This window comes from uncultured Jannaschia sp., from assembly GCF_947494025.1.
In the GTDB taxonomy this organism is placed as follows: domain Bacteria; phylum Pseudomonadota; class Alphaproteobacteria; order Rhodobacterales; family Rhodobacteraceae; genus Jannaschia.
Map to the genome: position 1 here is coordinate 90103 of NZ_CANLTQ010000002.1, position 18166 is coordinate 108268.

Consider the following 18166-nt stretch of genomic DNA (forward strand, 5'->3'; position numbering starts at 1 on the left):
TGCATCTTCGTCGCGATGGGATATATGGGCCGCTGAGCCGCCTGCCAAGTGAGGCCCCGTGACAACCGCCACCGTCCCGTTCGCCTGCGATCCCGCTCAGACCCGCGGCCGGCTGCACCCGGAGGCGGAAAGCGCGTTCCGCTCCCCGTTCCAGCGCGACCGCGACCGGATCATCCATGCGAGCGCGTTCCGGCGGCTCAAGCACAAGACGCAGGTCTTCATTGAGCACGAGGGCGACTATTTCCGCACCCGTCTCACCCATTCCATCGAGGTGGCCCAGGTCGCGCGCACCATCGCCAGGCATCTGGGCCTCAACATGGAGCTGACCGAGGCGGTGGCGCTGGCCCACGATCTGGGCCACCCGCCCTTCGGCCATACCGGGGAGGACGCGCTCGGCCGGCTGATGGCGCCCTATGGCGGGTTCGACCACAACGCGCAGGCGATCCGCATCGTCACCCGACTGGAACGGCACTACGCCGAATGGGACGGGCTGAACCTCACCTGGGAGACGCTGGAGGGCATCGCCAAGCATAACGGGCCCGTCCTGCCGCCGGTGCCCTACGCGCTCGCCGAATACGACGCGGTGCACGCGCTCGAGCTCGACACCCATGCGAGCGCGGAGGCGCAGGTCGCGGCGCTTTCCGACGACATCGCCTACAACAATCACGACCTCCATGACGGGCTGCGCGCCGAGCTCTTCTCCACCGACGAGTTGGCGGATCTGCCGATCCTGCACGACTGCTTCGCCGAGGTGGACATGAAGTATCCCGGGCTGAACTACTACCGCCGCCGGCACGAGGCACTGCGGCGGTTCTTCGGTGTCCTCGTCGAGGACGTGATCGGGGTGACGGAGGCGAACCTGCGCGAGATAGACCCGCGCACGCCGGGGGATGTCCGTCATGCCGAACGCATGATGGCGCAGTTCACCCCCGCGCTCTGGTCCGACCTGAAGGTGATCCGCCGGTTCCTGTTCGAGCGGATGTACCGCGCGCCCTCCGTGGTCGTCGTGCGCCGGGAGGTGACGCAGGTGATCGAGGAGTTGTTCCCGTTCTATCTCGCCCATCCCGAAGAGCTGCCCCGGCAATGGCGCAAGGACGTGGCCGAGGCGGCGGACGAGGTCGCGCTCGCGCGGATCGTTTCGGACTACATCGCCGGCATGACCGACCGCTTCGCATTGCAAAGCCACGACCGGCTGATCGGCGGCCAGCGGAACCCATCGCGGGAGCGGACCGCGCGCTCCTCCTGAGGCCGCGGACCGGCGCCGCCCGCGTTGATCCCGCCCCGGGCCTTCATTAAGGAGGCGGAGCCCTGAACCACGGACCGATCCCATGAACCTCTTCGCCGACATCCGCGCCCTGACCCTCGATGCGATCGACGGGCTCGTCCGCGACGGTGCGCTGCCCGAAGGGCTCGATGTCGCCAACGTGACGGTCGAGCCGCCCCGCGACGCCGCGCACGGGGACATGGCGACGAACGCCGCGATGGTCCTGGCCAAGCCTGCCGGACGGAAGCCGCGCGACATTGCCGAGGCGCTGGCCGCCCGGCTCGCCGCCGATCCCCGCATCCGCACGGCCGAAATCGCCGGGCCGGGTTTCCTGAACCTCCGTCTCGCGCCCGCAATCTGGCAGGACGTGGTCGGGGCCGTGCTCGCGGCGGGCACGGCGTTCGGCCGCTCCGGACTGGGCGCGGGCAGCCGGGTGAACGTCGAGTATGTAAGCGCGAATCCGACTGGACCGTTGCATGTGGGCCACACGCGCGGCGCGGTCTTCGGCGACGCGCTCGCCGCGCTTCTGGAATTCTCCGGCCACGACGTGACGCGCGAATACGTCATCAACGACGGCGGCAGCCAGATCGACACGCTGGCCCGCTCCGTTTACCTTCGCTACCTCGAGGCGCACGGCCGGGACGTCGCCTTTCCCGACGGCGTCTACCCGGGCGACTACCTCGTGCCCGTGGGCGTGGCGCTGAAGGAGCAGGTCGGCGCGGACTATGTCGACCGACCCGAGGATGTCTGGCTCGCCCCGATCCGGGACTTCGCGACCGACGCGATGATGGGACTGATCCGTGCGGATCTCCTGCGGCTCGGCGTCGAGATGGACGTGTTCTTCTCGGAGAAGTCGCTCTACGGGACCGGCCGGATCGAGGCCGCGATCGAGGCGCTGCGCGCGAAGGGCCTGATCTATCGCGGCACGCTCGAGCCACCCAAGGGCAAGCTGCCGGAGGATTGGGAAGCGCGGGAACAGACGCTGTTCCGGTCGACCGAATACGGCGACGACGTCGACCGGCCGATCCAGAAGTCGGACGGTAGCTGGACCTATTTCGCGCCCGATATCGCCTATCACCACGACAAGGTGGAGCGCGGTTTCGATCAGCTTATCAACGTCTTCGGCGCCGATCACGGCGGATACGTCAAGCGGATGAAGGCGGCCGTTGCCGCGCTCACCGATGGACGCGTGCCGCTCGACATCAAGCTCACGCAACTGGTGCGGCTGACCCGCGACGGCGAGGAACTCAAGATGTCCAAGCGCGCGGGCACCTTCGTGACGCTGGCCGACGTGATCGAGATGGTGGGCGCCGACGTGACCCGCTTCGTGATGCTGACGCGCAAGAATGACGCGCCGCTCGACTTCGACGTCTCCAAGGTGCTGGAGCAGTCGAAGGACAACCCGGTCTACTACGTCCAGTACGCGCATGCCCGCGTGATGTCGGTCCTGCGCAAGGCCGGGGCGGCGGGGATCGACGTCACGGACGAGAGCCTGCGCATGGCGGAGCTTGCGCGTCTCGACCACCCGGCCGAGCAGGCGCTCGCCGCGAAGCTCGCCGAATGGCCGCGGCTGGTGGAGATCGCGGCCCGCACGCACGAGCCGCACCGGATCGCCTTCTACCTTTACGATCTTGCCTCCGGGCTGCACGCGCTGTGGAACCGGGGTCACGATGAGCCGAATCTGCGTTTTCTGCAGGACGACCCCGATGCGAGCCGCGCGAAGATCGCGCTGGCCCGCGCCGTCTCCATTGTAATCGCTGGCGGTTTGGGTATTCTCGGGGTCGAGCCTGCGAACGAGATGCGCTGAAGACCCCGAAGGGGCATGGCGCGCGGGCCAGAGCGGTAAAGGGGCAGCGTCGGTTCAACGGCGCGCCCGTCGAGGCGGATGCGGGGACGGCCCCGGTCCTGAGCAGTGAACACGACCGCCGGGCTTCGCCGTCCGGCCGGTGGAGGACAGGCACATGGCGGATTTCGACTACTTCGGTGCGGATTACGGAGCCGAGGCGCCTTCGCGTCTCGCCGATGCGATCCGTGGCTTCGGCTTGGTGAACTGGGCCGGGGCGCTGACGTCGATCGGGCTCACGGCGGGGCTCGCCACCTGGGCGATCGACCTGACGTTCCGCGACGTCTCGACGGTTCCGGTGATCGTCGCGCTGGACGGGCCGATGCGCGTCGCGCCGGAGGATCCGGGCGGCACGGTCGCGCCGCATCAGGGCATGGCGATTTCCGACATCACCGGCGGCGGCGCCGCCACGCCCGCCCCGGAGGAGATCGTGTTGGCTCCGCCGCCGGTCGCGCTCGACGCGCCCGCTCTGGCCGCGCGCGTCGCGGCGGTTGAGGCGGCGGTCGAGGACTCGCCTGCCGAGCAGGTCGCGATCGTCGAGGCCGCGCCCGAGGACGACGCCGAAGCCATGATCGAGCTCGCCGCGCTCGAAATGGTCGAGATGCCGGACGGGAGCGAAGCGGTCGATGCGGACATGGCCGAAGCGGAGCCGATCGAGGCCGCGCCAGAGCCGCTGACGTCCAACGCGATCGAAAACTCCGTCCAGGCGGCCCTGATGGAAGCGCTCGGCGGGAGCGACGCGGCTTCCTCCGTGACCGACGGACGCGGCATCGCGACGTCGATCCGCCCCAAGCGCCGCCCGACCGACCTGCGCAGCGCGCTGGCCGCGCCATCCTCCCTCCCGATCGACGCGCCGGCTGCCGGCATGGGCGTGCAGGTCGCGTCCATCGACCCCGTTCGCCCCGCCGCGATCGAGGTCGACCCCGCGACCATCGCCGCCGGCAGCAGCGTCGTGCAACTCGGCGCCTTCGACAGCGCGGGCGTCGCGCGGGCGGAATGGGACCGGCTCGCGCCGCGGTTCCGCGATTATTTCGACGGCAAGAAACGCGCGATCCAGAAGGCGGGATCCGAGGGCCGGACCATCTGGCGCCTGCGCGTCGTGGGCTTCGCCGACGGCGACGAGGCCCGCCGTTTCTGTTCCGAGCTTTCGGCGCAGGGCGCGTCCTGCTTTCCGGTGACGGCACGCTGAGCGCATGACCGGGGCCTTCATCCTCGGTTGCGAAGGCCCCGACCTGTCGCCCCGCGAGTCGGCGTTCTTTCGCGACGCCGATCCGTGGGGCTTCATTCTCTTTTCCCGCAACATCGAGACCCCCGAGCGGCTGCGGTCCCTGACGGACGCCTTGCGGGAGGCGGTCGGACGCGACGCGCCCGTGCTGATCGATCAGGAAGGCGGGCGGGTGCAGCGGATGGGTCCGCCCTTCTGGACCCGCTGGCCCCGGCCCCTGACGCAGATGAGCCGCGCGCGCGATCCCGAGCGGGCGATGTTCCTCCGGGCGCGGTTGATCGCGGAGGAGCTGCGGGCGGTCGGCATCGACGTGAACTGCACGCCGACGGCGGACATCGCCTGCGACGGGACGCATCCGTTCCTGTTGTCCCGGCTTTACGGCGACAGCGTCGAGACCGTGGTCGCGCGGGCACGCGCCAATGCCGAAGGGTGCCGCGCCGGCGGCGTCCTGCCGGTCCTGAAGCACATCCCCGGCCACGGCCGTGGCACCGTCGACAGCCATCTCGGCCTGCCGCGGGTCGAGGCGTCGCTGGAGGAGCTTCGGGCGAGCGATTTCGAGGTGTTCCGGCGCCTCTCCGATCTGCCGCTCGGGATGAGTGCGCATGTCGTCTATTCCGCGCTCGACGAGGCGGCGGGCACGATCTCGCCCCGGGTGATCTCCGAGATACGCGACTGGATCGGGTTCGACGGCCTTCTGATGACCGACGACATCGGCATGGGGGCGCTCGGGGGCGATGTCGCGACCCGGGCCGCGGCGGCACTGGCGGCGGGCTGCGACGTGGTCCTGCATTGCAACGGCGAATGGGACGACATGCAGGCGATCGCGGAAGCCTGCCCGCCGATGACCGATATGGCCGCGGCGCGGGGCGGGCGGGCGCTCGCCATGCGCACCGGGCCGGCGGCGCTTGACACCGCGGCGGCCCGCGCGGAACTTGACGCCCTCACCGCCTGAGGGGGCGTTCGTGGCCGACGATCTTTCCGAAGGACCGGTACGGGATGCGGTGGCCGACCGGCTGGCCGCGGAGGCGCTCATCGTCGACGTGGCGGGGTTCGAGGGGCCGCTGGACCTGCTGCTCCGGCTCGCGCAGACGCAGAAGGTCGATCTCCGGAAGATCTCCGTCACCGACCTCGCGCGGCAATACCTCGCCTTCGTGAAGCGTGCGCGCGAGATGCGGATCGAGCTCGCCGCCGACTACCTCGTCATGGCGGCCTGGCTGGCCTTCCTGAAATCCCGCCTCCTGCTGCCGCCCGATCCGGAGGAGGAGGGGCCTTCGGCGGAGGAGCAGGCCGCCCATCTGGCCTTTCAGCTCGAACGGCTGGAGGCGATGCGCCGGGCCGCGGCGGCGCTGATGGCGCGCGACCAGCTGGGTCGCGACGTCTTCGCCCGGGGCGCGCCCGAAGGCGTTGCCCGCACCCGTCGCGTTACCTACACGGCCACGCTTCTCGACCTGATGCAGGCCTATGCCCGCACCCGGACCCGCGACGAGTTTCGCCCGTTCGTGATGGACCGCGACGACGTCTGGACGATGGAGGAGGCGCTGGACCGTCTGCGTCCCCTGATCGGAAATGCGACGATCTGGACCGATCTGGCTGCCTTTCTGCCCGAAGGATGGGACGGGGACGCCGCGCGCCGCCGTTCGGCCACGGCCTCGACCTTCGCGGCGGCGCTGGAGCTTGCACGGGATGGCCGGCTGCATCTCGAACAGGCGGACATGTTCGGCCCGATCCGTATCCGGGGGCGGACATGAGCGACGGCGGCCTCTTCGATGTGCCCGATGCGGCCGAACAGGAGCGGATGGTGGAGGCGGTCCTGTTCGCCTCGGCCAAGCCGCTCAGCGTGGGGGAGCTTCAGGCCCGCCTGCCACACGGATGCGACGCGGCCGCGGCGCTCTCCCGCCTTGCCGAGCTCTATGCGGGTCGTGGCGTCGAGGTGAGGAAACTGGGCGACGCCTGGGCGATCCGGACAGCGCCGGACCTGTCGCATCTGATGATGCGGGAAGTCGTGGAGACGCGCAAGCTCAGCCGCGCGGCGACCGAGACGCTCGCCATCGTCGCCTACCACCAGCCGGTGACCCGCGCCGAGATCGAGGAGATCCGGGGCGTGTCGGTGTCCAAGGGCATCGTGGAGCAACTGATGGAGCTCGACTGGATCCGTCTCGGACGCCGGCGGGACACGCCCGGCCGGCCCGTCACCTTCGTGGTCACGCGGACGTTCATGGACCATTTCGGCCTCGCCTCGCCGCGCGACCTGCCGGGTCTGGCGGAGCTTCGCGCGGCCGGTCTTCTGGAAGGCACGCCCCCGCCGGAAGCCGAGACGCGCCCCGCCACCCTCTTCGCCGCGGCGGACGAGGAGTAGCCTCAGGCTTTCGGGTCGGCCTTCGAGATCAACGCCTTTGCGTTCGGGACCACCAGAAAGGTGATGACCGGCACCGTCAGAAGCGTCGTGAGGAACGTCCGCACGAAGGTCGGCACGTCGAGGCCGGAGGTCAGATAGGTCAGCAACGTCACGGTCGGGTAGACGGCAAGCCAGATGAGGATCAGCATCAGGATCCGGTGCCGCCGCCGATGCGGATCGCGCCCGGTGGTCACGTCGTCCTGTTCGATCATGGCGTCGCCCCGGTCTCGTTCTTCGCATTCGGCGATATGGGGCGGCGGTCCGGCGCGACCAGTCGGGTCGGAAGCCTCACGTCTCCTGCGATTCGTGCTTCGCATCGAAGCCCGCACGGCGCAGTTCCATCGTCGCCACGCGGCCCAACCAGACGATGATGCCGCCGAAGCCCAGAAGCCCGAGCGCCGCGAGGATCAGACGCGTCTGGGTCGCGCCGACCGAGGCAAGGCCCCCGACCTCCCCGATCCAGACCATCGCCAGCGTCCCGGGCGTCAGACCGACGATCGTGGCGACCATGTAGGGCAGGGTGCGGACAGAGGTAAGGCCGAGGAGCCAGTTCTGCGCAGTGAACGGCAGGATCGGCGTAAGGCGCAGGAGCGTGACGAACACCATCGCGTTCCGCCCGATCGCCCGGTCCGCGGCCATCAGCCGCGGTCCGTGCACCCGGCGCAGCAGCATGTTCCGCAGCCAGTGACGCCCGATCAGGTAGGGCGGAATCGCGCCGAGCACACTGCCCGCCATCGCCAGCGGGAAGCCCCACCATCCGTAGGCGAGCCCGCCGACGACCGACATGGCTGCCGCGGGCAGGGGCAGGATCACCACGACGGCATAGGCGACAAGGTAGATCAGAACGCCCCAGGCCCCATGATTGTCCACCTGGTCGCGCAGGATCGGAACCCATTGGCCCCAGGGCAGCAGCCACATCGCAAAGGCGAGACCGACGAGGATCGCGGGCCAGAGCCACAGCTGCCAGACAGGCACGGGAGAAGCAGGGGAGGACATCGCGCGCCCCCTATGGTGCGACCCCGTGACCGCCGCAAGGGGCGGCGAATGCCGCGCATCTTTATCGCCGCGCCGGACAGCCGGTGTGAGGGCACGGCGACCGGCATGGAGGATGCGTGTTTGCAGGGAAGGCCAGCCGGACCCGGATCAAGCCGGATTGGAACGCTTTATCCGACAACATGGTCGACGCGACGGCGCGAACCGACCCGCGGATGTGCGGCCGCGGGTACGGCGATCCCGAGCGCGCAGGTCGCCCGGCGAACCGGGCTAGCGACCTTGCGATCCGCAGGAAGCGGGCAGCCAGTCGCGCAAGGCGCCCGCCTCGGCCGGTAGCCGTTCGGCCATGTCGCCCGCGAAGGCGAGGAGCGCGTCGATGTTGAGCCGGTTGACGCCGACCAGGACATCCGTCCCCGCCTCGAGGGCGGCGGCGATCACCGGACGGAAGCCGTGGCCGCCCGCCTCCTGCTTGCCGAACTTGTTCACGAGGAGGAGGTCCGCGCCGGCCGCGAGCCTGGTCTCGGCGACGGCGACGGCGGTTTCCAGCCCTTCCGGGTCGAGCCGGCAGCCGCGCGCCTCGCGTCCGAGCGACTGGCTGATCCGGATAACGGGGCCGTCGGGCAGGACGATCGCGTCCATGTCGCACCGCGCGCAGCCCGGCCGGTCGCGGTTCACCTGCACGATCCCTGCGACGCGGAGGCCCCGCGCCATCGCGTCCTGCGCGAGGTCATGGAGCAGCGGGTCCAGCTCACCGCGCCCGTCGGTCATCGTATAGGCCAGCCGCATGACGCCCCCGTTCCACGGCGCTCCGCCCTGCGCAAGTCTTGACGCGCGGTCCGGCCCGGGCGACCCCGGTTCCATGACCGAGACGTTCCCCCGGATCGAGCCCCTGGGCGAGGCGGCGTTGCTGGTGCGCTTCGCGCCCGCACTCGACGACGACGCCAACCGCGCCTGCGTCGCCTTCCGCGCCGCGCTGGAGGCGGACCCCGTGCCGGGCGTGGCGGAGACGGCCTCGTCTCTGGGCTCCGTCCTCGTCCGCGTCGAGGGCGACCCGGTTACGGTCGCGTCCGAGCTGCGCGGGCGGCTTGCGGCAGAGGACTGGGCGCGGGTGCCTCCACCGCCGCGACGGGTCTGGGCGATCCCTTGCAGCTACGGCGGCGCGGACGGACCGCAGCTCGCGGAAGCGGCCGGACTCGCCGGAATGTCGATCGAGGCGGCGGTCGAGGCGCTCTCCTCGGCGCGGATCCGCGTGCTCGCGCTCGGCTTCGCGCCGGGCATGCCCTATCTCGGCATCCTGCCCGAGGCCTGGGACCTGCCGCGCCAGACCGGGCTCACGCCCAAGGTGCCGGAGGGCGCGCTCGTCGTCGCGGTGCGCCAGCTCGTTCTGTTCGGCACTGCCGCCCCCACGGGCTGGCGGCAGGTCGGACGCACCGCCTTCGGCTGTTTCCGGCCGGAACGCACACGGCCCATCGCGCTCGCGCCGGGGGACGAGGTGACGTTCCCTGTGGTCGCGCCGGACGAGCTTCGCGCCCGGGCGGAAGCGGATACGGAAGGTCATGGCGGCGCGACCTGCGAGGTGTTGCGATGATGGAGGTCCTGTCCTGCGGTCCCCTCGTCACGGTGCAGGATGACGGGCGGCCGGGCCACCTGTCGCAAGGGCTTGCCCGCGGCGGGGCGGCCGACACCCTGGCGCGGCTCGAGGCGCGGGCTTTGCTGGGCGAGATCGGCGCGGGGATCGAGATGCCGGGCACGCCGCTGCAGGTCGCGCTGCGCGTGCCGGCCCTCGTCGCGCTGACCGGCGCGCCGATGCGGGCGGAGACGGACGGGCGCCGGCTCGCCTGGAACGCGGTGCATGCGCTTCCCGTGGACTCGGTCCTCGACCTCCGGCCGTCGGGTCGAGGGGCCTATTCCTATCTGCATGTCGAGGGCGGCTTCGACACGGTTGAAATCATGGGCAGCCGGGCGGCGCATCTGATCGCCGGGATCGGTACGCCGCTCGCGGCCGGCGACACGCTGTCCTGCGCTGCGTCGCGGGGGACCGATCGGACGGTCGAACCCGTCCGGCGCTTCGGCGGCGGCGTGCTGCGCGTCGTGCCCACGCCGCAGACCGCGCTCTTTCCCGAGGCGGAGCGGGCGCGGTTCGAGGGCACGATCTTCAGGCGCGACCCGCGCGGCAATCGCCAGGGCGTGCGGCTCGCCTTCGACGGCGCAGGCTTTGCGACGGAAGGACAGCTCAATCTCCTGTCGGATTTCATCCTGCCCGGCGACGTGCAGATGACCGGCGACGGCGTGCCCTACATCCTCGGCCCCGAATGCCAGACGACAGGCGGATACCCCCGGATCGGCACGGTGATCGGCGCCGACCTGCCGCGGGCATTGCAGGCGATGCCGGGGGACGAACTGACCTTCCGGTTCGTGACGCTGGACGAGGCACGGGCAGCGGCGCATCGTCGCCCTGCGGCCGCGCCGCTCGTCCGCGCGCCGGCGGAGGTGGCGGATCTGGGCGCGATGCAACTCGTGAGCGGCGTCGTTTCGGCGCGGATGGAGGACGAATGAATCAGGTCGATCTGAACGCGGACATGGGCGAGGGCTACGGCGATTGGCAGATGGGCGACGACATGGCCCTCCTCGACATCGTGACTTCCGCCAACGTCGCCTGCGGCGCGCATGCCGGCGACTGGGACGTGATGGCCGCGACGATGCGACGGGCTGCCGAGCGCGGGGTCGGGATCGGCGCGCATCCGGGCTTCGCCGACCTGCAGGGCTTCGGCCGCCGGCGGATCGCGATGCCCGAGGACAGCGTGGCGAACCTCGTGGCCTGGCAGCTCGGCGCGGCGCGGGGCGTGGCGGCCTCGGTCGGTGCCGAGGTTCGGCACTTCAAGCTGCACGGCGCGCTCTCCAACATGAGCTGCGAGGACGAGGCGCTCGCGCACGCGGCTTACGCGGCGGCGCTGCGCGTCGATCCCGAGATCATCCTGCTGGTCCTCGCCGGGACGGTGCAGGAGCGGGCGGCCCGGGATCTCGGCGCGCGTTGGGCGGGGGAAATCTTCGCCGACCGCGGCTACAACGACGACGCGACGCTGGTCGCCCGTGGCCAGCCCGGCGCGATGATCCACGACCCGGAGGCGGCGGCCGCGCGGATGGTGCGGTTCGTGACGACAGGGACGATCCAGGCCGCGTCGGGGCGCGAGATCCCGGCGGCCATCGACTCGATCTGTCTGCACGGCGACGGCCCCGAGGCGGTGGCCATCGCCCGCGCCGTCCGGGCGGCGCTGGAGGCCGAGGGGATCACGCTCGCGCCGATGGTCGCGCGGCGGGGCTGATACGCCCGAACCTTTCCGGCGGCTCTTTTCGCTGCGTCACCGTAGCCGGGGCGGCGCGTCCGGGGCGCGAACCGGCCCTGTGGCGGGCGGGTCCGGCAGGTCGATGCGCAGGCCGTGGCGGGCCAGCGTGGCAGCGAAGGGCTGCGACGCCCGGAGGAAGGTGACGTCGAGGCTTCCGGCGTCGAGGCCGGAGAAGATCAGCGCTTCCGACACGGCGCGGGCAAGGTCAGGCTCCGCGCCCGGAACGGGATCGACGATGCCCAGCATGTGCGACCGCGAGCGGTCGGTATAGGTCACGCCGACAAGGTAGGCCTGCCGCGCGAGTCCGGCCGCGAGTCGCAGTTTCGAGTCGAGCGCCACGAGCAGAAGCTCCGGCAGGTTGCCCGGCGGCGTGATCGTCGAGACCCGCCGCTCCTCCTCCGCGGGCGCATGGGACAGCGTCCGCAGCAGCCAGTCGATGGCTTCGGGCGGGAGGAGTTGCGCCGAGGGGGCGTCTTCGAGGTTGAGGGCGAGGCCCAGCCGTTCCGAGGCGAGCATCCGCGCAAGCTGCCGGCAGGATAATGTCGCCGTCGCCGCTTCCCCCGCGAACGCCTCCAGACGGTCGGGCAGGTCGAAGGCGAAAGCGTAACGCGCGCCCTCGAAATCGAGTAGCCGGGGGGACATCGTCTCCTTGTCGGAGGACTGGAGAAGCAGGTGCAGCTCCGCCTCCGCGAGACGCTCGTAAAAGGCGAGCCGGGCCTCGTCGGTCCCTGCCGTCTCCGCCCGAAGGTGGGCCTCGTCGATCGGTGTCATGCAAGGGCCTCCTGGATCGCGGCGCGTAGGGCGGGCAGGGTCTCCGCCTCGAAGAACGGATGCTTCTTGAGCCAGGCGGTGTTCCGCCAGGACGGATGCGGCAGGCAGAAGATGCGCGGAGCGTAGTCGCGCCAGTGCGTCACCCGGTCGGTGACGCGGCCTTTCCCCAGATGCCAGCTTTGCGCGTAGCCGCCGATCAGGAGCGTCACCGGCACATCGCCGGCATGCGCCAGCGCCCGATCGCGCCAAGTCCGGGCACAGATCCGCGGGGGCGGAATGTCGCCCCCGGCGGCGTCGTAGCCGGGAAAACAGAACCCCATCGGCACGATGGCCACCTTGTCGCGGTCCCAGAATGTCTCGTCGTCGACCTGCATCCATTCCCGGAGCCGCTTGCCGGAGGGATCGTCGAAGGGCTTGCCGGAGACATGCGCGCGCATGCCGGGCGCCTGCGACGCGATCAGGACGCGCGCGCCGGGGCGGAACCAGACGACGGGTTGGGGACGGTGCGCGGAAGCCGTTGCGGCGAACCGCCCGGCGCAAATTCGGCAGGCTGCAATCTCGGATGTCACGGTCATGGTTCCAGCACGTAGGATGGAGCGGCGCTCGTTTTAAGATCCCGTTGATGTTCGGCGGGACCGAAAAAGAGCCTGCGGCGAACATGCCGTGGCCGCCGCAGGTCCGCGGGCGGGCCGAACGCGTCGTTTTCCTTGCACCGACAGGACGATCCTTGCGCTTGCCAAGCCGGGATGCGAGCCGGGCGCTGCGCGGATTCCCTGCCTCCGCACCCTGTCCACGGCGGTCCGCCGCGGGTCCGTGGGGCAGCCGCGGGAAAACAATGAACGCGCTGTTGACAGGCCTCGCCACCTCTCCTACCTAGCCGGTTGTTGGCACTCCCCCAAGGTGAGTGCTAAGGCCCGAAATACCAAGCTGAGAGGCTGACGATGGCTTTCAAACCGTTGCACGACCGCGTTCTGGTCCGTCGCGTCGAATCCGACGAGAAGACCAAGGGTGGTCTGATCATTCCCGACACCGCCAAGGAAAAGCCGGCCGAGGGCGAGATCGTGTCCGTGGGCGATGGCGCCCGCAAGGATTCCGGCGAGCTGATCGCGCCGTCCGTGAAGGCCGGCGACCGTATCCTGTTCGGCAAGTGGTCCGGCACGGAAGTCACGCTCGACGGCGAAGAACTTCTGATCATGAAGGAGAGCGACATTCTCGGGATCATCGGCTGATCGCCGCGATTACCTGAATATCGCCCCTCAACGCATTACATTCTAGGAGAATAACATGGCCGCCAAGGACGTGAAGTTCGAAACCGACGCCCGCAATCGCATGCTGAAGGGCGTCAACATTCTGGCCGACGCCGTCAAGGTCACGCTGGGCCCCAAAGGCCGCAACGTGGTCCTCGACAAGTCGTTCGGCGCCCCGCGGATCACCAAGGACGGCGTCACCGTCGCCAAGGAGATCGAGCTCGAGGACAAGTTCGAGAACATGGGCGCGCAGATGGTGAAGGAAGTCGCTTCCCGCACCAACGACGAGGCCGGCGATGGTACCACCACCGCGACGGTCTTGGCGCAGGCTATCGTCCGCGAGGGCATGAAGTCGGTCGCCGCCGGCATGAACCCGATGGACCTCAAGCGCGGCATCGACATGGCCACCTCGAAGGTCGTCGAGGCCATCCGCGCCGCCGCCCGTGACGTGACCGACAGCGACGAGGTCGCTCAGGTCGGGACCATTTCGGCCAACGGCGAAGCCGAGATCGGCCGCCAGATCGCGGATGCGATGCAGAAGGTCGGCAACGAGGGCGTCATCACCGTCGAGGAGAACAAGGGCCTCGAGACCGAGACCGACGTCGTCGAGGGCATGCAGTTCGATCGCGGCTACCTGTCGCCTTACTTCGTGACCAATCCTGAAAAGATGACGGCGGATCTGGAAGACTGCATGATCCTGCTGCACGAGAAGAAGCTCTCGTCGCTGCAGCCGATGGTGCCGCTGCTCGAGTCGGTGATCCAGTCGCAGAAGCCGCTGCTGATCATTTCCGAGGACGTGGAAGGCGAGGCTCTGGCCACGCTGGTCGTCAACAAGCTGCGCGGCGGCCTGAAAATCTCGGCCGTCAAGGCGCCGGGCTTCGGCGATCGTCGTAAGGCCATGCTGCAGGACATCGCGATTCTGACCGGCGGTCAGGTGATCTCGGAAGACCTCGGGATGAAGCTCGAGAACGTCACGATGGACATGCTGGGCTCCGCCAAGCGCGTCTCGATCACGAAGGACAACACGACCATCGTGGACGGTGCCGGCGAGAAGGCCGAGATCGAGGCCCGCGTCAGCCAGATCCGTCAGCAGATCGAGGAGACCACCTCTGACTACGACCGCGAGAAGCTGCAGGAGCGTGTCGCCAAGCTGGCCGGCGGTGTCGCCGTCATCCGCGTCGGCGGCATGACCGAGGTCGAGGTGAAGGAGCGCAAGGACCGCGTCGACGACGCGCTGAACGCCACCCGCGCCGCGGTTCAGGAAGGTGTCGTCGTCGGCGGCGGTGTCGCGCTGGTTCAGGCCGGCAAGGCGCTGGAAGGCCTCCAGGGGGCGAACGCCGATCAGACTGCGGGCATCACCATCGTGCGCAAGGCGCTCGAGGCGCCGCTGCGTCAGATCGCCGAGAACTCGGGCGTCGACGGCTCGGTCGTCGCCGGAAAGGTGCGCGAATCGTCGGACCTGTCCTTCGGTTTCAACGCGCAGACCGAGGAATACGGTGACATGTTCAAGTTCGGCGTGATCGACCCCGCGAAGGTCGTCCGCACCGCGCTGGAAGACGCCGCGTCGATTGCCGGTCTGCTCATCACGACCGAAGCGATGGTCGCCGACAAGCCTGAGCCGAAAGGCCAGGGTGGCGGCATGCCCGACATGGGCGGCATGGGCGGCATGGGCGGCATGATGTAAGCCACCCCCACAATCGTCGCGCGTCCGGGCCCGGTCCCGGGCGCCGCGAGACCGACCGGCATGACCGGCGGAAAGGGTCCCTTCGGGGGCCCTTTTTGTCGGGCGAGGGCAGGCCCGACCCCGGTTCCGCTCTGGCTGGCGCCCGTATTGCCCCGGCCGGGCTTTCGGAGAGTTTTCGGAACGCCCGCGGACTCCCCGCGTTTGATTCAAAGCAGCCGAATGCGGCTGTTCCAGAGAATCGGAGGAAGACGATGACCCATGACAATGCGAATCTTGTCGCCGCGGGCGACGTTTCCGGTACGGTGGTCTACGGTGCGAACGACGAGCGGGTCGGCACCATTGATCGCGTCATGATCGACAAGCAATCGGGCAAGGTTGCCTATGCCGTGATGAGTTTCGGCGGCGTCCTCGGCATCGGCGGTGACGAACGTCCCGTGCCGTGGAACACGCTGACCTACGACACCTCGCTCGGCGGGTTCCGCACCTCGATCACCGAAACGCAGCTCAATGGAGCCCCCGAGGTCGAACAGGGCTGGGAATCGAACCGGGACTGGGAAACGCGGACCTACGAGAATTACGGCGTCGCGCCCTACTGGATCTGACCGAAGCTATACATGACGAAACGGCGGGGCACCCTTCGGGGTGCCCTTTGCTTTTCCATATCCGGATGCAATGACGTGAAGGGGCCAGTCCGCTGGCCGGGGGCGGCCCATACGACGTCGTGTTTCGCTATATCCGCATGCCGCTCGACGCCGGAACGGCACCACGCACGGCCGGGCAAACGGCCGCGCCGTCATGAAATTCCCCGCATGTTAACGATCCGTGCAACAGGGAACGGTAACAACGGGCAAAGCGCAGAATGATTCGGATGATTCCGGCCTGATGATCGAGTTCGAGAACGTTTCAAAATCCTTCTGGACGGGTACGCAGAGGAAGGTGATCCTCGATCGCGCGGATTTCCGCGTGGAGCTCGGACGGTCGGTCGGCATCCTCGCGCCAAACGGAACCGGCAAGACGACCATCGTCAACATGATGGCGGGGCTCGAGAAGCCCGACGAGGGCGAGATCCGCCGTACGTCCCGCGTGAGCTTTCCGCTTGGCTTCATGGGCGGCGTCATCAACCGCAACACGGCGACCGAGAACGCGCGCTACATCGCTACGCTCTACGGCCTCGACGCTGACTACGTGGAGGCGTTCTGTCGCTATCTTTGCGGGATCGAGGAATATTTCGACCGCCCGGTCGGTACATTTTCGCAAGGAATGCGGGCGCGCTTCGCCTTCGCGCTCATGCTGGCGCTCGAATTCGACATCTACCTGATCGACGAGGGCATGCCGACCACGACGGATGCGGAGTTCAACCGCAAGGCCGGGTCGATCCTGAAGGATCGACTGCGCGAGGCGACGGTCGTGATCGTCAGTCATCAACCGCAGGTGCTCGAACGTTTCGCGACGACCGCGGCCGTTCTTCGCGACGGGCGGCTTTATCATTTTGACACGCTCGACGAAGCCCGGAGGCTCTATGAGTACGATGCCTAGAGCCCGGAAATATCGCATCCGGCCGGATGACGGCTTCAACCGCCCGGGGGCGTCCGTCCCCGAGACCTTGCCGCAGGGGCCCGTCGCGGCCGCCCAGGACGAGATGGACGTGCCCATGCCATTGAAGATAGCGATACCGGCGAAGACGGATCCCGAATCCGCGCCTGCGGACCAGCCGACGGGACGGCAGCTTCGCATGGCCCGCCGCATCGCGCTTCGGCATGGGATCAAGGCGTCGACGGATCAGGAGGCGGTCGAAGCCTTGCGGAAACGCGGCATCGACCCGTTCGAACGCGCGAACATGCTGCAACTCGTGCCGGGAAAGGGCGTCGAGGACGCCCGGAACTTGCCCGCCTTGCACCGCGATGCCCCCCCGCCCGCGCAGCCGATGCTTCCGGTCTCGACGGACGACCAGCGGGCAGGCGAAATCATCCGTATCCAGCGCGACATCGCGCGGCGGCGACGCCGGCGGTTGGCACTGCTTGTGACGCGGCTGCTGTTCTTCGTCGGGCTGCCGACATTGCTGGCGGGCATCTACTACTTCCGTATCGCCACGCCGATGTACGCCACCGAATCCCAGCTCATCATCCAGCAGGCCAGCCCGGCGGAGGGCGGCATCAGCGGGCTCGGCGGGCTGTTCTCCGGCACCGGGCTCGCGATGGACGAGGACAGCACCAACGTGCAGGCCTATCTGTTGTCCCGCGCCGCGCTGCAGCGGCTCGACGAGGACCTCGATTTCCAGGGCCATTTCGCCGGAGAGCAGATCGATCCGCTTCAGCGGCTCGAACCCGACGGCACGCAGGAGGACGCGTACCGGCTTTACAAGCGCAAGGTGAAGATCGGCTTCGATCCCACGGAAGGCATCATCAAGATGGAGGTGGTCGCCGCGAACCCGAAGGTCTCGTTGGCCTTCACGGAGGCCCTGATCGGATATGCAGAGGAATGGGTGGACCAGCTGACCGCCCGCTTGCGCCGCGATCAGATGGAGGGAGCCGAGGCGAGCTACACCAATGCCGACAGCCGCATGCGCGAAAGCCAGCAGAGAATCGTCGCGCTTCAGGAGCGATTGGGCGTGGTTTCGGCGGATGCGGAGGTTTCCAACAGCTATGCCCAGATCGGCGCGCTTGAGACCGAGCTGCGCGGAGAGCGGATGCGCCTCGACCGCCTGCGCCAGAACGACCGGCCGAACCCGACGCGGGTGGCGGTCGTGGAGGCGAACATCGCGCGGCTCCAGCGGGAGATCGGGGCGCTGCGCGGGGAACTGGCTTCGGCCAGCACCGGGAATGCGAACCTGGCGCGTGCCACGGCGGAGCTGCAGGTCGCGCAGCAGGACCTCGTCACGCGCCAGCTGATGCTGCAGCAATCCGCGCAGCAGCTCGAAACGGCGCGGATACAGGCGAACCGTCAGGTGCGGTACCTTTCCACCCCGGTGCCGCCCCTTGCGCCCGACGAGCCGACCTATCCGCGCGCCTTCGAGAACACGATCCTCGCCTTTCTCGTCTTCTCGGGCATCTACCTCATGGTCTCCCTCACCGCCGCCATTCTCCGCGAGCAGGTTTCGGGGTGAGGCGCGCCCGGAGGGGCGTCCTGTGGACGGTCCTCGCGCCGAACGGGACGAACGCGAGTTCGCCCGGCCCGCAGGGAAGCGCGCCCGGAGGGGAAGAAGGCTTCCCGGAAACGCGTCAGGTGCGCTCGATTTCCAACAGGCGGAGCCTCGACGACGGACCGGAGCCCCCCGCACGCGCCCGGGAGGGTGAGCCATCGGCTTCGCCCCCAAGCTCAACCATTTCCCTGAGTCAGTGCATGCCGCCCGCGCCCTCCGCCGTCGTCGCGCTTTGCAAAGCGCCGTGTGAAAGCTAGTTGG

19 protein-coding genes are annotated in these 18166 nt (G+C 69.0%); 14 read left to right on the forward strand and 5 right to left on the reverse strand.

The window, feature by feature from the left end:
• Nucleotides 1-58: 58 nt before the first annotated feature.
• The 6 genes from Q1B08_RS04105 to scpB all read left to right on the forward strand — a co-directional run bounded on the left by Q1B08_RS04105 (nucleotide 59) and on the right by scpB (nucleotide 6688).
• Nucleotides 59-1246 carry a deoxyguanosinetriphosphate triphosphohydrolase gene (locus tag Q1B08_RS04105; protein ID WP_299815172.1) on the forward strand — a complete coding sequence of 396 codons (1188 nt, stop codon included), beginning with the start codon at nucleotides 59-61 and terminating at the stop codon, nucleotides 1244-1246.
• Nucleotides 1247-1328: 82 nt separating this feature from the next.
• Nucleotides 1329-3071: an arginine--tRNA ligase gene (gene argS / locus Q1B08_RS04110; protein WP_299815176.1), complete on the forward strand. Its 1743-nt coding sequence runs from the start codon at nucleotides 1329-1331 to the stop codon at nucleotides 3069-3071.
• Nucleotides 3072-3225: 154 nt separating this feature from the next.
• On the forward strand, nucleotides 3226-4296 hold the full coding sequence (locus Q1B08_RS04115; RefSeq protein WP_299815178.1) for an SPOR domain-containing protein: 1071 nt from the start codon (nucleotides 3226-3228) through the stop codon (nucleotides 4294-4296).
• A gap of 4 nt (nucleotides 4297-4300) precedes the next feature.
• Nucleotides 4301-5284, forward strand: a complete 984-nt coding sequence (locus Q1B08_RS04120) for a glycoside hydrolase family 3 N-terminal domain-containing protein (RefSeq protein WP_299815180.1) — start codon at nucleotides 4301-4303, stop codon at nucleotides 5282-5284.
• 10 nt (nucleotides 5285-5294) lie between these two features.
• Nucleotides 5295-6080 carry a ScpA family protein gene (locus Q1B08_RS04125; protein WP_299815182.1) on the forward strand — a complete coding sequence of 262 codons (786 nt, stop codon included), beginning with the start codon at nucleotides 5295-5297 and terminating at the stop codon, nucleotides 6078-6080.
• On the forward strand, nucleotides 6077-6688 hold the full coding sequence (gene scpB / locus Q1B08_RS04130) for an SMC-Scp complex subunit ScpB (RefSeq protein WP_299815185.1): 612 nt from the start codon (nucleotides 6077-6079) through the stop codon (nucleotides 6686-6688). The genes Q1B08_RS04125 and scpB overlap by 4 nt, the downstream gene beginning before the upstream one ends.
• 2 nt (nucleotides 6689-6690) lie before the next feature.
• Here scpB and Q1B08_RS04135 read toward each other — a convergent pair whose 3' ends face one another.
• The 3 genes from Q1B08_RS04135 to Q1B08_RS04145 all read right to left on the reverse strand — a co-directional run bounded on the left by Q1B08_RS04135 (nucleotide 6691) and on the right by Q1B08_RS04145 (nucleotide 8506).
• On the reverse strand, nucleotides 6691-6939 hold the full coding sequence (locus Q1B08_RS04135) for a hypothetical protein (protein ID WP_299815188.1): 249 nt from the start codon (nucleotides 6937-6939) through the stop codon (nucleotides 6691-6693).
• A 76-nt stretch (nucleotides 6940-7015) separates the two neighbouring features.
• Entirely contained in the window at nucleotides 7016-7723 is a 708-nt protein-coding gene (locus Q1B08_RS04140) for a TVP38/TMEM64 family protein (protein WP_299815191.1), read from the reverse strand.
• 267 nt (nucleotides 7724-7990) lie between these two features.
• Nucleotides 7991-8506, reverse strand: coding sequence for a DUF2478 domain-containing protein (locus Q1B08_RS04145; protein ID WP_299815194.1), 516 nt, complete (start codon nucleotides 8504-8506; stop codon nucleotides 7991-7993).
• Between the two features lie 73 nt (nucleotides 8507-8579).
• On the opposite strand from Q1B08_RS04145, the gene Q1B08_RS04150 reads away from it, so the two are divergent.
• From Q1B08_RS04150 to Q1B08_RS04160, 3 genes are read left to right on the forward strand one after another with little or no spacing between them, the layout of a single operon-like run.
• Nucleotides 8580-9308, forward strand: a complete 729-nt coding sequence (locus Q1B08_RS04150) for a carboxyltransferase domain-containing protein (RefSeq protein WP_299815197.1) — start codon at nucleotides 8580-8582, stop codon at nucleotides 9306-9308.
• The gene (locus Q1B08_RS04155) at nucleotides 9305-10276 is read left to right on the forward strand and encodes an urea amidolyase (RefSeq protein WP_299815200.1); all 972 of its coding nucleotides are present in this window, start codon (nucleotides 9305-9307) and stop codon (nucleotides 10274-10276) included. Before Q1B08_RS04150 ends, Q1B08_RS04155 begins: the two co-directional genes overlap by 4 nt.
• Nucleotides 10273-11043, forward strand: coding sequence for a 5-oxoprolinase subunit PxpA (locus Q1B08_RS04160; protein ID WP_299815203.1), 771 nt, complete (start codon nucleotides 10273-10275; stop codon nucleotides 11041-11043). Before Q1B08_RS04155 ends, Q1B08_RS04160 begins: the two co-directional genes overlap by 4 nt.
• 36 nt (nucleotides 11044-11079) lie before the next feature.
• On the opposite strand, the gene Q1B08_RS04165 is transcribed toward Q1B08_RS04160, so the two are convergent.
• Nucleotides 11080-11835, reverse strand: coding sequence for an SseB family protein (locus Q1B08_RS04165; RefSeq protein ID WP_299815206.1), 756 nt, complete (start codon nucleotides 11833-11835; stop codon nucleotides 11080-11082).
• Complete coding sequence (locus Q1B08_RS04170) at nucleotides 11832-12410, reverse strand: uracil-DNA glycosylase family protein (RefSeq protein WP_299815209.1); 579 nt, start codon at nucleotides 12408-12410, stop codon at nucleotides 11832-11834. The genes Q1B08_RS04165 and Q1B08_RS04170 overlap by 4 nt, the downstream gene beginning before the upstream one ends.
• A gap of 366 nt (nucleotides 12411-12776) precedes the next feature.
• On the opposite strand from Q1B08_RS04170, the gene Q1B08_RS04175 reads away from it, so the two are divergent.
• The 5 genes from Q1B08_RS04175 (at nucleotide 12777) to Q1B08_RS04195 (ending at nucleotide 17869) form a co-directional block, all read left to right on the forward strand.
• Nucleotides 12777-13064 (forward strand): co-chaperone GroES, encoded by a 288-nt coding sequence (locus Q1B08_RS04175; RefSeq protein WP_299815212.1) that lies wholly within the window; start codon nucleotides 12777-12779, stop codon nucleotides 13062-13064.
• A 55-nt stretch (nucleotides 13065-13119) separates the two neighbouring features.
• Nucleotides 13120-14766 (forward strand): chaperonin GroEL, encoded by a 1647-nt coding sequence (gene groL / locus Q1B08_RS04180; RefSeq protein WP_299815215.1) that lies wholly within the window; start codon nucleotides 13120-13122, stop codon nucleotides 14764-14766.
• Nucleotides 14767-15017: 251 nt separating this feature from the next.
• Nucleotides 15018-15368, forward strand: a complete 351-nt coding sequence (locus tag Q1B08_RS04185; RefSeq protein ID WP_299815218.1) for a PRC-barrel domain-containing protein — start codon at nucleotides 15018-15020, stop codon at nucleotides 15366-15368.
• 280 nt (nucleotides 15369-15648) lie between these two features.
• Nucleotides 15649-16302 (forward strand): ATP-binding cassette domain-containing protein, encoded by a 654-nt coding sequence (locus Q1B08_RS04190; protein WP_299815220.1) that lies wholly within the window; start codon nucleotides 15649-15651, stop codon nucleotides 16300-16302.
• A gap of 115 nt (nucleotides 16303-16417) precedes the next feature.
• Nucleotides 16418-17869, forward strand: coding sequence for a capsule biosynthesis protein (locus Q1B08_RS04195; protein ID WP_299815223.1), 1452 nt, complete (start codon nucleotides 16418-16420; stop codon nucleotides 17867-17869).
• The last annotated feature ends 297 nt before the right edge of the window (nucleotides 17870-18166 follow it).